The sequence below is a fragment of the Mycobacterium rhizamassiliense genome, from assembly GCF_900157375.1.
Classification (GTDB): domain Bacteria; phylum Actinomycetota; class Actinomycetes; order Mycobacteriales; family Mycobacteriaceae; genus Mycobacterium; species Mycobacterium rhizamassiliense.
The window spans coordinates 2757739-2770873 of record NZ_LT721901.1 but is presented as its reverse complement, the minus strand read 5'-3'; the positions used below and the strand labels follow the sequence as shown (position 1 = coordinate 2770873).

Genomic DNA, 13135 nt, shown 5'->3' with positions numbered 1-13135 from the left:
CTCGGCACTGACTATCGGGTGCTGCTGTCGCTTGAAAGCTCCCCCGACACCACGAACTACCTACGCGCGAACGACTTTGGGCCACCTACGATATCGGAGGTCATCAGGAACAACGCTGCGCAAATATTCGGCCCGCGCTTTGACCGGAAGGCTTAGACGCGAATCGGCAGATTCGGCGATGGTGGCGACGCGTGGTTCTGGGGACTCATCGACCCCGACACCCGACACCGTGCGCCGCATCGACGGCGACATCGACAGCTGGGCCGCTACACCAAAGGGCTCGGCGGGCTTGACCTATACAGCATGAAATCTCTGGACCGCACCACATCGGTCGGGCCGTAGATCGTCACACCGGCCGAGCTGAACGCCTCCCGCCAGCCAGAAGTCGACACTTTGTTGCGGGTCACCGGTGAACAGCGCCAGCACGACAACACCGGGGCGATGGCATGGCCTACGCCCGAACTGATCAGCTACGTCAATGAGGGCATCGAGTTGCGTTGCGGTGACCTGCTCTTCAGCGGGACGACCGCCGTAATAGCCTTGAGACAGTCGATTCCTGCAACCTCGAGATGCCGTCGAGACGGAAATCGAGCGTATCGGGATATTCCGCAATACCGTTGGGAGCACCTGAAGCCGCCAATCCTGCCCGCACAAGTGGGGCAGGTCACGCCGTCAATGTGGGTTTGCTCACATCGGGACGCGCCGGTCCCAGATAGTGAGGCGGCATAATCCATAATTGGACAAGTAGGACACCAAGTGATCAGGCTGTCCCAGTCAGTCACGAAAAGACGCATGGCTGCGCCAGTCCGTGGCTGAGTGGCTTGCTAACGAGGTGAAATGACACATGGCCGGAAGTGATCAGCGATCGGACAAGACCGTCGATAAAATCGTCGCTGGCACGATGGAGGCGATCACCCGACAAGGGACACACAAGCTTTCGGTGAGTGACATCTGCGAATCCTCTGGCGTCGCCCGCGGCACCTTCTACCGCTACTTCACCAGCAAAGACGATGTATTGGCCACGCTTTGCCGGCATTTCGAAGACGGGATCGCCGGCGCGTTCGCAGCTGCGATCGAGACCAACCCCGACCCTGCGGTCCGTGTCCAAGTGGTGTTGGACACCATCATCGCCAATCGCGCCGCCGGCGGGGATTTCGTCAGGATGCTCGATGTAGCACCCGATTTCACGTTGCGGTTCATTCGCGAGACATTTCCGAAACTCGTCGACGCGGTCACCGCGGCGTTGGGTCCGGCCGCCGACGAATCACCGCTGGTACTCAGTGAGATGTTAACGAAGCGCCAGCTCGGTGAGCTGTTCTTGCGCTGCGTCATGTCGATGCTGTTCCTGCCCGGTGGCCGCTCCGACGGAGTGCCCGCCATGATCACGTCGTTGTTTCGCGTCGCGCCGCCGGGCGCGACCACACAGCGAGCCAAGCGGAGGCCACGCGCGAAGGCCAGCTGACCTTTAGCGCGGTTAGCGGGGCGCCATCCGCAGCGCACCGTCAAGTCGTATCGTTTCCCGTTCAGCATCGGGTTTGCGACGATCTGGTCGGCAAGCATCGCGAATTCATCTGCGCCCAAGCCCACCAGGTCGTTGTCGCGGGGCGCTGCTGGCCCGGTAACCGCAACGACCTTGTGGTTGCCTGTCCACACCTTGACACAGGTGCTTGACGGCCGTGTCGTCGTCAAGTAGGGATGTTGCCCGTCGCCCGGATGGATCGCGATGACACGCGCATTTATCCACTTCAGGACGGGAATTGACAAGAACCGACGTTTATGTCAACTCCGCCCACATTCCGAGGACTGTGCGGCGGTGAAGTGCGCCACCAGTCCCGCGCGCCGCGCGCAGCTCGGGTCACCGTTGCCATGTCTGCCACCGCGACGGGTCGCCCCCTCAACATCGAGCGTCGACGCCGACCGGCGCCTTCGTGGCGTACGCCGCGAAGTCCGGCGTGCGTTTCTCGGCGAACGCCCGGGCACCTTCCTGCCCTTCGGGCGACTCGTAGAAGAGGTCGACCGCGGACAGCCCAAGGTTGCTCAGCCCCGCCTGATGATCGGTGTCGGCGTTGAACGACTGCTTGAGGAAGCGGATGGCCGTGGGGCTTAGCGCGGCGATCTCGGCCGCCCAGGACTTGGCCTCCTCGAGCAGCCGATCGGCTGGGACCACCGCGTTGACCAGACCCCAACGCTCGGCGGTTTCGGCGTCGTACTGCCGGCACAAAAACCAGATCTCGCGAGCCCGCTTCTCGCCGACCACCCGTGCGAGGAAGGCCGAGCCGAAACCCGCGTCGAACGACCCCACCCGCGGCCCCGCTTGACCGAACGTGGCGTTGCAGGACGCGATGCTGAGATCACACAAGACATGCAGTACGTGACCGCCTCCGATTGCGGCCCCGTTCACGGCGGCGATCACCGGTTTGGGGATGTCGCGAATCAGCTTGTGCAGGTAGCCGATTTCGAACAGTCCACTCTCGGTAGGGCCGTAATCACCGGTCTCCGCACGCTGCTTGACGTCACCACCTGCGCAGAACGCCTTGCCACCGGCGCCGGTCAGGATGACTGCGCGCACGGCGGTGTCGGCCCAGGCCGAACGAAAGGCTTTGATCAGTTCCTCGACCGTCTGGCCACGAAAAGCGTTGTAACGCTCGGGTCGATTGATGGTGATGACGGCGGTGGCGTTTTCCACCGAGTAGGTGATGTCGTCGTAATCGGGCATCGGCATTGCCTTTCGGTCGCGGATCAGTAGGAGGGCAGTACACAGTCGGCGGCCAACGCCTGCAGGCGGTTCTTGTCGACCTTCCCGCCGGGATTGATGGGAAGTTCGTCGACGATCAGCAGGTGTTCGGGGAACTTGAATTTCGCCAGACCGTGGTGGTCGAGGAACTCGGTGAGATCCGACAGAGTGGGCGGTTGGCCGCTGGCGACCACGACAGCACAAGCGCGTTCGCCTAGTCGCGCGTCGGGCACGGGGACAATCGCCACCGCCGCCACTGCATGGTGCTTGATCAGAACCGTTTCCACCTCGAAGGGAAAGATGTTCATGCCCCCGCGCAGGATCATGTCCTTGGCCCGCCCAACGATTCTGAGATATCCGGCATCGTCGAACTCGCCGAGATCTCCGGAGCGGTACCAGCCCTCGGCATCCCAGTTGGCCAGGTCGTAATCCGGCTGGTTCAAATATCCATAGGTGTTGTTGGCGCCGCGCCAGAACACCTCACCGGTCTGGCCCTGAGCCACCACGGCGCCGTCGGGCGCCCGCAACTGGACTTCCTCACCCTCGCAGACCCGGCCGACGGTGGTCCACCGGGCCCACTCGGGATCGTCGAGGGTTGTCATGGTCGGCACACCGCCGTCGGTGGTTCCGTAGACGTTGTGGACTTTGCACCCCATCCGTCGTTCGACCTCCTCGGCGACGCGGGGCGGCAGAGGTGCACCGGCGTTGTTGAATCGGGTGAATGCCGAGAGGTCGGCCGACTCCAGATCGAGGTCGAGCATCATGACCATCTGGGTCGGTATCGCGGTTGCGAAGGTGCACCGCTCGCGCGTGATCAGTTCCAGCGCCGGCTGCGGGCGCCAGTGCTCGAGCATCGCGCTTGTCGCACCGATCAGGAGCGGCATCAGGATCGCAAAGATGTAACCGGTGGATCCCTGCCCGGCCGGTGCGATCGCGGCTGCCACGTCCTCGCGGGTAAGCCCCAACGCCTGGGCGGTCTGGTGGACCAACAGCGTGATCATGTCGTTGCCGCTCCAGAGCGACGCCTTCGGCACGCCGGTGGTACCCGACGAGCACATGACGTGCGCCGGCTCATCGGGATCGGCACGCAGTCGGTGCGCGGTGGCTGCGTCCAGCGGTTCGGTGGCGCGGATCAGCGCTTCGAACCCGTCGGCGGCTCCCGTCCGGGCGTAGAGCACCTCGCACAGATCCGGGAGCGTCGCCCGCACGTCGTCGTGCAGCGCCCGGACGTCGATATCCCTATCGGATTCCACACCGATTAATACCTGCGCACTAATCGTGTCGAGCAGTGCGCCGACCTCCGCGCGGCGCCATCGGGTGGGCATGGCCACGATGTAAGCGCCGATGCGATTGGCCGCCAGGTGGACCAGGGGTAGCAGGCCGCAGGTCGGTAGCTGCACAGCAACCGGGTCACCCGGTTTTACGCCGAGGTGCAGGAGCAGATTGGCCGCCCGCCGGGTCAGATCCGCGAGCTCTGCGTAGGTCCAGCGCACATGGTCGTCGATCAGCGCCATTCGATCCGGGTCGCGGGCCACCTGCTCGTCGAACAGCTCAGGGAGTGTTTGGTCGCCCCAGATACCGGCTTGGCGGTACCTGTGCGCCTGCTCCTGGTCGTGCCAGCGGTGGATGACCTTGTTCTTCATCGGGTGAATCCGGGCGCCACCATCGTGTTTCGCAGTCGTCCCACACCCTCGACTTCGGTCTCGACGATGTCTGCGACCGCGAGGTAGCGAGGTGGCTTGCGGATGAAGCCGACGCCAGCCATGGTCCCGGTAAAGATCAGATCGCCGGGATAAAGCGTGCAGTGCAGCGATAATTCGGCAACGATGTCCGGTACCGAGTAGATCATCCGCGCGGTGCGGGCGTGTTGCACCTGCTCACCGTTGAGCCAGCAGGTGATGCCGATGTCGTCAGGGTTGGGAAATTCATCCGGCGTCACGAGCCACGGTCCGGTCGGACCGAAGGCCGGGTACGACTTGGCCAGACCCCACTGGCTGGCGGCCATCTGCCGCTCGCGTTCCGAATAGTCCTGGCCCGCCATCACTCCGGCGACGTGATCCCAGGCGTCCTTCTTCGCCACGCGATGTGCTGCTGTCCCGATGACGACGACGAGTTCGGCTTCCCAGTCCACCGTGTCCTTGGGCAGCGGGACGTCGGCGTTCGGCCCGGTGATCGAGGAGGGGAACTTCGAGAAGACCTCCATCACCTCGGGCAGGGTGAAATCGGCCTCTGCGGCGTGGTCGGGATAGTTGGCTCCGATGGAGAACACTTGGCGCGGCCTTGGTGACGGCGCTCCGAGGCTCTGCTCGTCGATCGGGTCGGCGGGAAAATCGACCCCTGAGGAGGCCCAGCGCCGAAACTCCGTCCACCGATCGTAGATGGCCGCCGGATCGGCCGAAAAACGACCGTTGCTGGCCTTCTGGACGTCGATGCCAGCGCCCTCGACGACCAACGTCAACCGGCCACCAACATTGGCTACACGCACCAGGATTCACCTCCGCGGCCGATTGGCCGATCGATTTGGGTCTTCACAGAATGAAGCTGACCTTTCCCTGCGGCCGCAGTTCCTCGCAGTCCAGCGTGGCCCGGCGCTCTCGGATGCGGAAGCCGCCGTCCGCGGCCCGTACCAGCACATGGCGGTACTCACCGGTGAACAGGTGCGAGGCACCGCGCCGGTACCGGTAGACGGCGAAGTTCGAGAACACCTCGAAGCCGTTCGCGCCGTTGTCGTGGACGCGCACGTTGGTGATTAACCGGCGGGTGCGCGAGCGTGGTCGCTCGACGAAGGCCATCTCGCTTTCTAGGCGTTCCACCCTTCCCACAATCTGCGAGTAGGAGTCGGCGATGATGAAGACGGTCTTGTCGGGAGTGGTGGAATCGATTGCGTCCGTGGACGGAACGAGGTATGAACAGTCCTCGGTCAGCAGCTTCAACCATTCCGGCAGCTTCCAGGCATCCAGTAACTCGGCCTCGTGATACAGGAACGATTCCACTTCGTTCGCGGTGTCGCGGTCGACAGCGGTCGAGTGGGTAGACCCTGTCTCGGTCATGACTGCTTGGCCCCGGACATCGCGACCTCATCGGTCCCGACCAGGTCCTTCTGCCACTGACGCCAAAAACCACGCATCTGCTCTTCGTCGGTCATGCTCGGAACGTCCTTCCCCATTCCCTTGCAGACGATGTTCCACTCCGTGCCGCGCACGTGTCCGTAGGCTTCCTGGCAGGCTTCGATGACCTCGTTGTCGTCCGGCGTCGCGAAACCACCCGGCCCCAGGAATTCCAGATACCCCTGAATGCGGTGCTTGCGCAGTTCTGGGTCCTCGCCGACGGGGGCCAGGCACCAGGCCGTGACATCGGTGTGGTCTACGGCGACCGGGTCGAGCACCCGCAACTGCAGCGACGCGCCGTCGATGATCAAAAGGTTGGGGTAGATCAACATGTTCTTGAACGTCTGCCCCACGAGTTCGGCGGTTTCCTCGCCGAACTTGTCCACCAGCGCCGCGGCGATAGTGTGGACCCGCTGCTGGGCCTGCTCACTCATCACAGGTACAGGTTTGGCGACCGAGCGGCCGAAAGGCGCCTTGTAGCGCATCATTACGTGTCCGTTGCCCAGGCTCAGACCAACTCCGTCCAAGCCTCCGCTGAGGTCGTAGCCCCGGCTGTTGAGGTAGGCGAAATACGTCTTGTGCACCGGCATGCCGTGGTAGCCGTCGAGACTGTTTTCGACGATGAGCTTCCAGTTGCCGCCCATCCGGTAGATATGTGTTCCTTCGACCACTTCCATCTGCCCGGTCAGCGATTGGTCGATAATGGAATCCAGGTACGGCAGCACCGGAGCGAGGTAGTCGCGCAGCGGCTGGGCGTCACGGTTGAACGTGGCGAAGACGAAGTCCCGGTACACCTCAAACCTGGGCGAATCCAGGCCGAAGTTCGCGGGGTCGAAACTGGGCGGGAACGACGCGCGCTCGGCGACACCGATTAGCTCGCCTGAGTTCTTGTACGTCCACGCGTGATACAGGCAGCGGAATCGCTCGGCATTTCCCTTGGGCTCGCGACAGACTAGCGCACCACGGTGACGGCAGGTGTTGAAGAAGACCCGCAGCTCACCGGTGCTGTCCCGGCACATGATCAGCCGCTCGCCGACCACGGTTCGCGTGACAAAGTCACCCGGCCGAGCCACCTCGCTGGCGTGACCCACGTAGAGCCACTTACTGGCGAAGATGGTCTTCTGTTCGCGTTTCAGATGTTGCTCGTCGGTGAAGACCGATCGATGTACCCGGAAATCCACACCCGGGGTTTCGACGACCAGATCCTTGTATCCGTTGCCGGTCATGCGAGCGTCGACCCCCCATTCACGCCGACCACCTGACCGTTGATGAATCCCGCCTCATCGCCGGCGAGAAACTCGACGAGAGCGGCGACCTCACTCATCTCCGCGGGCCGGCCCATCGGGATCTGGGAGACGAAGCGCTGGGTCAGTTCGGGCTGCTCCCGCAGGAAGCGCTCGAATTCGGGCGATCGGACAGCCGGAGGCGCCACCACGTTGAAAGTCACACCCTGCTTGCCGAATTCGCGGGAAAGGCTGCCGGCCACCGCGTGCACGCCACCCTTGGCGGCGTTGTACATCGCATGGTCCTCAAGGCCGTTGCGCACCGAATCGGCGCCGATGAAGATCACCCGGCCCTTGCCGGCCTCGAGCATCACCGGGAGCGCGGCCAGCGTCGATCGCAGAGCCGACCACAGGTTGCGGTTGATGGTGGCCTGCAGGGTTTCCTCGGTGTGGCTGAGCGTCGGCCGGATGACGCCGCCGCCGGCGTTGTTGACCAGCACGTCGAGGCGACCGAAGACCGAGACCGCCTGTCGCACCATCTGTTCGGCTGCTTCCCGGGTGCTCAGGTCACCGACGCTGGTGATGACCGGCGCGGTGTGATCGCCCTCGAGCTTGGCGGCCAGTTTGGCCAGGCCTTCGTCGTTGGTGTCGGCCAGCACCAGCGATGCGCCCGCCGTGGCGAATCGCTCACTCAGCGCCGTCCCGATACCGCCCGCGGCACCGGTGACGATGACACACTTTCCGGTGAAGGCGCCCATCTCAGTTGCGTCCTGCCGCCTGGTAGACGCCGAAAACCTTGTTCGAGGTGAACAGATCGGTTTCGATTATCTTCATCCACTCGGGACGAACGCCGAGATAGTCGACCGCGCCGGCAAGGCAGAACCAGTTCAGCATCTCGTGTTGCCCGGCCTGCTCGACCTCCCCAAGGGTCACATCGCGCCAGGCGGCCGGTTTGTCACCGTTGAGCTGCGCGAACAGCTCCCGGTCCCGGGTCGTGTCCGGTAGCAGGAAGTGGCTCGCCTCGTTAAGGAAGGCGTGTGACCAGCTCGACGAGGCGACCAGGGCCACCCGTGATTTGCTCTGCAGGCAGATCTCGGCCACCGCCGCGCCGAGGTCGAAGCAGCGGGCCGGCGCGGGTGCCGGCGGGTCCAGTTCGGATATGTCCTTGGGCATGCTGCTCAGATAGGCCAAGCCACCCTTGTGTTTGACCAATCGGCGGCCGTAGCAGTTGAGGGAAAAGAACAACGACGCATATGGGAAGCCGTCACCGGCCCAGTCGAGGTAGCGCAACGTGTTCGCAAACGCGGCCGGCATCGGCCGGTCGGGCAGCGGCTGGTAGCTATAGGCGATATCGAAGCCGCGGCTTAGCAATTCGGTGGTGAGTTTCTTGCCGGCCCGGGCCGCGCCCTTGATCGGGTACGGCGTGTCTTCTGGCTCCCCCCAAGCATTCGGCCGGCCCTTGTAGAACGGCCGTTGCCACAGCTGCGTTTCCAGGTCGTCGAAAGCACATACCGCGAACGGCGGCACGCAGTCCTCATGGAACAACTCGTACTGATCGTCACCCCAGATCAGCACGACATCAGGGGCGAAGTCGTCGAGCGCGTCGCGCACCCGCTGAAAGTTCTGTCGCAGTTCTTCGCGGTGGGCTGCCGCCGCGGCCAGGCCGTTGTCGTCGCCCAGTTCGCGCACAAGCAGACTCGACAGGGCGGCTGGGTCGCGCCTCTCCTCCGGCAGCTCAGGATCCCTCAGCGCCCAACGGAATACGTCGGCCATTCGCTCGTCGGGCAGCGCCAGCGGCGGGAAATGTGTGGCACCTACAGCCAGTACAGCACCCATGGTTCGGTGATCCTCCTCGATCGCTGTTCAAGCCCTGCGCCTCAGTGCGGGACAGGATTCCGCTCCGCCCAAGGTTCGATGTGCGAGGGTCGAATCTAATGAATGAATTGTACTAATATTACACATGTTCTATCAAATGTTCGATTGAAGGGATTGCATTACCATTGTTGCTAACGAGCAGGTCTGTCGAGCCGAACGACGGAGCTCCAGAAAGGAAGGCCATATCGTGGCTACCAGGGCGACCACCGAGGCGAAGATATTCAACGGAGCCTTGCGCGCCCTCGCGCGTCAGGGTCCGAAGAAGCTGGCAATGAGCGACATCGCGGCCGAGGCTGGGGTATCGGGCGGCACGCTTTACCGATACTTCAAGAACAAGGAAGACCTGCTCGAGGCGCTCGGGGATCACTTCGTCATGAGGTTGCGCGGGGTGTTGCAGAGCGAAATCACGGAGCAGCCCGATCCGGCGGATCGCCTTCGCGTAGTCCTCGACGTCATGTTGCGCTACTGGCAGGAGAACCCGGCGACTGTCCAACTGGGACAACTCGAACCGGGTTTCGTGATCGACTACATCAAGCAGGTGACACCCCAGTTGTCCGCCGTTCTGCGTGACGAATTGGAGCCGGCACTCGCCGATAGTCCGGCGATCCGGCTCGGATTGGCGACGCACGAAGAAATCGTGGATCTTGTAGTGCGGATAGCTTTTTCGCATTACTTCATGCCCGCCAAGGACTATTCCGAACTGCGTGATCTGCTCGTCGCTCTCGGGGGTGCAGCAGGGCTGGAACCGAAGAAAGTCCGATCCAGGGCCGGCCGCAAGGCCGCGAGCTGACAGTTACGACCGCTTCGCACCAACGACATTGCGCAGCACCCCGATCCCTTCGATCTCAGCCTCCACCACATCGCCTTGCCGGAGGAACCGGCCGTCCTCCATGCCGACACCGTTCGTGGTGCCGGTGAACACGATGTCGCCGGGCCTCAGCGCTACCCTCGCAACGACATAGTCGAGACATTCGTCAAGACTCCAGATCATCTTCGCCGTCCGATCATGTTGACGCTCTTCACCGTTGACGCGCAAAGAGATCCCGACATCGATCTGGCCCGATCCGCCGAACTCGTCCTTGGTAGTGATCCACGGCCCCACCGGGGTCGCTCCGGTGAGCGCCTTCATCGTGAACAGGTCCAGCCCGCCCATGGGCGACGGCGCATCCCGCGCACTCACGTCGTTGCCGACGGTGTACCCGAGGACGGCGTCGGTCAGGTGCCCGTCAGGCTTGCTCGCGGCTCGCGCCATCACCGCCACCAGCTCAACTTCGAAGTCCAACTGGTCCGTGATGGCGGGATTGGCGAGCTCGTCGTCATGACCGATGATTGCCACCTGCGGTTTGATGAAACCCACTGTGCTTGGCGGCCTTTCGGTGACGCCGAGCTTTTCCAGGTGCGTCCAGTAGTTCATGCCCACTCCGAGGATCGTGGAGGTCGGAGTGATGGGCGGCAGCAGACGCACGTCCGTGAGCGCCACCGACGGCCCGGCGACCTCGAAGGTCTGCCGGCCCTCGGATGCGGCGGGCCCCCAATCGCCGATTTCTCCGGAAATAGGCTGCACCGTGCCAGCGTTTACGTCGACCACCGCCCACGCATCATTGCCTTGTAAGCGAATTCGTGCAATCTTCATGCTGACCCCTCCAGTCGGACGTCGACGCTGACCATCTGCCCGATGGCCCGGTCGAGGAACCGCGGGCGTACGCGATAGACCAACCCGAAGTCGCTGCGGATGAACTGCCCCTTTCCGGAGACGATCGGCCTCGGCCGGCCTCCGTCGCTGACGAACAGCTCGACCTGAATGCGCAGTGGCACCGGCCGAGTGATACCCAGGAAGGACAATTCCCCGTCCAACACGAACGCCCGCTGATCCGCAGCGGCATCGGGCGCCGTTGCGGTCGAATGGTAGGCGGCCGTCGGGTGGTTCGCCACATCCAGCAGCCTTGCCGACCGGATGGCCTTATCGCGCCCCTTGCTTTTCGTGTCGACGGAGCCGAGGTCGACCATTGCCTCGACCCCGGAATGCGCGGGGTCGTCGGCGACCACGATCTGTCCCTCAACCCACAGTGTTCCGCGCACGGTCTGTACGCCCAGATGCTTGACCGAGAACCTCAGCGTGGACCGGTCGGGATCGATCGCCCACGTGCCTGCCGTATAGCCAGGAATCTCTGCCGCAGAAGATAATTCGCGTCCGTTGCTCACAGATAGATCGCGAGGTTCTGCACGCCAAGGGTGGCCTGCTCGAAATAGAGCGTGCGCGAAGCGATCTTCCACTCGTCGCCTACCCGGATGGTGTCCACTCGCCGGGCCGGAAGGAAATCCAGCGCGGGATCGTCGTAGCGGGACCGCAGCAGCAGGATCGAGCTGTATACCTGGTATTCGTTGGGCGTATCGGTCTCATACGCCCGGATCTTGTGCACAATTCGCTGCGTTCGGGACAGCGGATTCTCCGACCAGGCGCTGTCGGTTTGGGTCATGCGCATGATCTTCAACATCAGGGTCATGATGTTCTCATTGAAGTGGAACATGTCCGCCTCGTACACGCCCCGGGTGCGGTGATCACGCGTAGTCCGGACCGGTGCGCGATAGATGATGTCGGGCGCAAGCAGACCCAACCAGGCGGTCAGGTCGTCGGAGTCCAGCAGTGCGGACTCGTCTTCCAGGAACCCAACGATCTCGAAATGACGCGGGTCGGTCACCGGGACCCGTGCCCCGCGCGGTGTCGGATAGCTGACACCCGACTGGGCTGTGACGCCGGATTGGATATCGATGTCCGGTGTGGCTTCGGCAGTCACCACGGTCTCCCTTCCATGAACTCGCTGTAGCGCAGCCAGAAGTTCCACTGCGTGTCATCTTTCGGGAACCCTGCGTAGACCTGTCCGGGACCGGGCCAGTCGGCGGGCTTGTTCTCGCCGGTGATCGCCTGATAGCGAAGCTTCTGCCGGCGCCCCAACGCGCCGCGCGCGGCCTGGCTTTGCATCGGCCAGGTGTCGGTGTCGTCGGCCTCGACGAAGCCGCTGATCCCGAACGTGGCAGCGGTCATCAGGTTCATCGATTCCGCGAGTTCTTTCGGCGCGTCACGCTCCACCAGGCTCCAGTGGAACAACTCGAAGTGGTCCGGCCCTTTCGGAACCCACACCCGCCAGCTGAAGAACGCCGACGGGGTGCCGTCGGGGAATTGGAACGGCATGGCCAATGCGCCGACGTTCGGGAACAGCTGGCCCACCTGCGGGGTGAACTGTGTCAACACCTGCAGTTGGCCCTCGTCGAATCGTTGCGGCAAGTCCTCGACCATGTCGGGCGACATGCCCGGCGGTGCCGCCAGCCGCAGCCGTTCTATCGGGGACAGTGCGGTCAGGTTCTTGCCCTTGAGTGCGGTGATGTAGTGCTCTTCTCTGAGGTCGAAGCACCGCACGAAATGGCCTTTGTGGCTGGCGCTCACTCCGGCCATCGCGGGCTCTTCGGCCGCCGGTCCCAACAGCTCGAACTCCTGCATGGAGCGGTGCAGCGTCAGGGTGTGGAAGATGTCTCCGGCGAACTGTTCGGCGGCGCACTTCCAGTTGGCCGGGATGATGAAGCGTTGCGGGTGTCCCAGCACCGTCATCCCGCTTCGGGTGCGGTCGAACATCAGGTCCCAGTACCAGGTCATCGGGCCGAGGTACTCGCGCAACGTCGGTGCGTTCTGGTCGAAGGTCACGAAGACCATGCCAGCGTAGAGCTCGACCCGCCCGCGCTGCAAGCCCAGCTCGTCCTTGCTCCGCAGGTGGCCATGCATGGTCTCCCGGGCAATGGGAGACGCCTGAAAGGCGCCGTCCGACTTGTATACCCAGCCGTGGTAGGGGCACTGGAACTGTTTGGCATTGCCCGCTTCGAACCGGCACACTTTCGCTGCCCGGTGCGCGCACACATTGAGCGCGGCCGTGATGCTTCGGTCGGCCGCGCGGCTGATGATGACCTGATCCTCACCGACATACCGCAGGACGTAATCGTCGACGTTGGGGATCTCATCCTCATGGGCCACGGCCGTCCACGCCTTGGCGAACAGGTGTTTGAGCTCCAACTGGTAGAGCTCCGGATCGTTGAGGACGCGCAGCGATACCTCGCGGTAATCCTTGTCGATCAGCTCTGACAGCGGGGTCCCGTCCGCCAGGACCGGTCCGGTCCGAGCGTGCTTCACTTCGTCGATAGTCACGACG

Annotated in this window: 14 protein-coding genes; 3 read left to right on the top strand and 11 right to left on the bottom strand. The window is 63.4% G+C overall.

What is annotated here, in order from left to right; all coding sequences use genetic code 11:
* Positions 1–342 precede the first annotated feature (342 nt).
* The gene (locus tag MRAB57_RS29620; protein ID WP_083743401.1) at positions 343–729 is read left to right on the top strand and encodes a fumarylacetoacetate hydrolase family protein; all 387 of its coding nucleotides are present in this window, start codon (positions 343–345) and stop codon (positions 727–729) included.
* Between the two features lie 115 nt (positions 730–844).
* Complete coding sequence (locus MRAB57_RS13670; RefSeq protein WP_077079480.1) at positions 845–1462, top strand: TetR/AcrR family transcriptional regulator; 618 nt, start codon at positions 845–847, stop codon at positions 1460–1462.
* Positions 1463–1894: 432 nt separating this feature from the next.
* Here the strand turns inward: MRAB57_RS13670 and MRAB57_RS13665 are convergent, their stop codons facing one another.
* The 7 genes from MRAB57_RS13665 to MRAB57_RS13635 are packed head-to-tail and all read right to left on the bottom strand — an operon-like array spanning position 1895 to position 8900.
* Positions 1895–2716: an enoyl-CoA hydratase-related protein gene (locus MRAB57_RS13665; RefSeq protein ID WP_077082013.1), complete on the bottom strand. Its 822-nt coding sequence runs from the start codon at positions 2714–2716 to the stop codon at positions 1895–1897.
* Between the two features lie 23 nt (positions 2717–2739).
* On the bottom strand, positions 2740–4377 hold the full coding sequence (locus MRAB57_RS13660) for an AMP-binding protein (RefSeq protein WP_077079479.1): 1638 nt from the start codon (positions 4375–4377) through the stop codon (positions 2740–2742).
* On the bottom strand, positions 4374–5219 hold the full coding sequence (locus tag MRAB57_RS13655; protein WP_077087941.1) for a fumarylacetoacetate hydrolase family protein: 846 nt from the start codon (positions 5217–5219) through the stop codon (positions 4374–4376). The genes MRAB57_RS13660 and MRAB57_RS13655 overlap by 4 nt, the downstream gene beginning before the upstream one ends.
* Before the next feature lie 43 nt (positions 5220–5262).
* A complete protein-coding gene (locus MRAB57_RS13650) occupies positions 5263–5784 on the bottom strand; it encodes an aromatic-ring-hydroxylating dioxygenase subunit beta (RefSeq protein WP_077079477.1) in 522 nt (173 codons plus the stop codon).
* The gene (locus tag MRAB57_RS13645; RefSeq protein ID WP_077079476.1) at positions 5781–7067 is read right to left on the bottom strand and encodes an aromatic ring-hydroxylating oxygenase subunit alpha; all 1287 of its coding nucleotides are present in this window, start codon (positions 7065–7067) and stop codon (positions 5781–5783) included. Before MRAB57_RS13645 ends, MRAB57_RS13650 begins: the two co-directional genes overlap by 4 nt.
* Positions 7064–7822, bottom strand: a complete 759-nt coding sequence (locus tag MRAB57_RS13640; protein ID WP_077079475.1) for an SDR family NAD(P)-dependent oxidoreductase — start codon at positions 7820–7822, stop codon at positions 7064–7066. Before MRAB57_RS13640 ends, MRAB57_RS13645 begins: the two co-directional genes overlap by 4 nt.
* Position 7823: 1 nt before the next feature.
* Entirely contained in the window at positions 7824–8900 is a 1077-nt protein-coding gene (locus MRAB57_RS13635) for a class III extradiol ring-cleavage dioxygenase family protein (protein ID WP_077079474.1), read from the bottom strand.
* Between the two features lie 226 nt (positions 8901–9126).
* On the opposite strand from MRAB57_RS13635, the gene MRAB57_RS13630 reads away from it, so the two are divergent.
* Entirely contained in the window at positions 9127–9729 is a 603-nt protein-coding gene (locus MRAB57_RS13630; protein ID WP_245830316.1) for a TetR/AcrR family transcriptional regulator, read from the top strand.
* A 3-nt stretch (positions 9730–9732) separates the two neighbouring features.
* On the opposite strand, the gene MRAB57_RS13625 is transcribed toward MRAB57_RS13630, so the two are convergent.
* The 4 genes from MRAB57_RS13625 to MRAB57_RS13610 are packed head-to-tail and all read right to left on the bottom strand — an operon-like array spanning position 9733 to position 13131.
* Complete coding sequence (locus MRAB57_RS13625) at positions 9733–10572, bottom strand: fumarylacetoacetate hydrolase family protein (protein ID WP_077079473.1); 840 nt, start codon at positions 10570–10572, stop codon at positions 9733–9735.
* Entirely contained in the window at positions 10569–11141 is a 573-nt protein-coding gene (locus MRAB57_RS13620; RefSeq protein ID WP_245830315.1) for a YceI family protein, read from the bottom strand. Before MRAB57_RS13620 ends, MRAB57_RS13625 begins: the two co-directional genes overlap by 4 nt.
* On the bottom strand, positions 11138–11734 hold the full coding sequence (locus MRAB57_RS13615) for an aromatic-ring-hydroxylating dioxygenase subunit beta (protein ID WP_245830314.1): 597 nt from the start codon (positions 11732–11734) through the stop codon (positions 11138–11140). The genes MRAB57_RS13620 and MRAB57_RS13615 overlap by 4 nt, the downstream gene beginning before the upstream one ends.
* Positions 11731–13131, bottom strand: a complete 1401-nt coding sequence (locus MRAB57_RS13610) for an aromatic ring-hydroxylating oxygenase subunit alpha (RefSeq protein ID WP_245830313.1) — start codon at positions 13129–13131, stop codon at positions 11731–11733. The genes MRAB57_RS13615 and MRAB57_RS13610 overlap by 4 nt, the downstream gene beginning before the upstream one ends.
* Between the last annotated feature and the right edge of the window lie 4 nt (positions 13132–13135).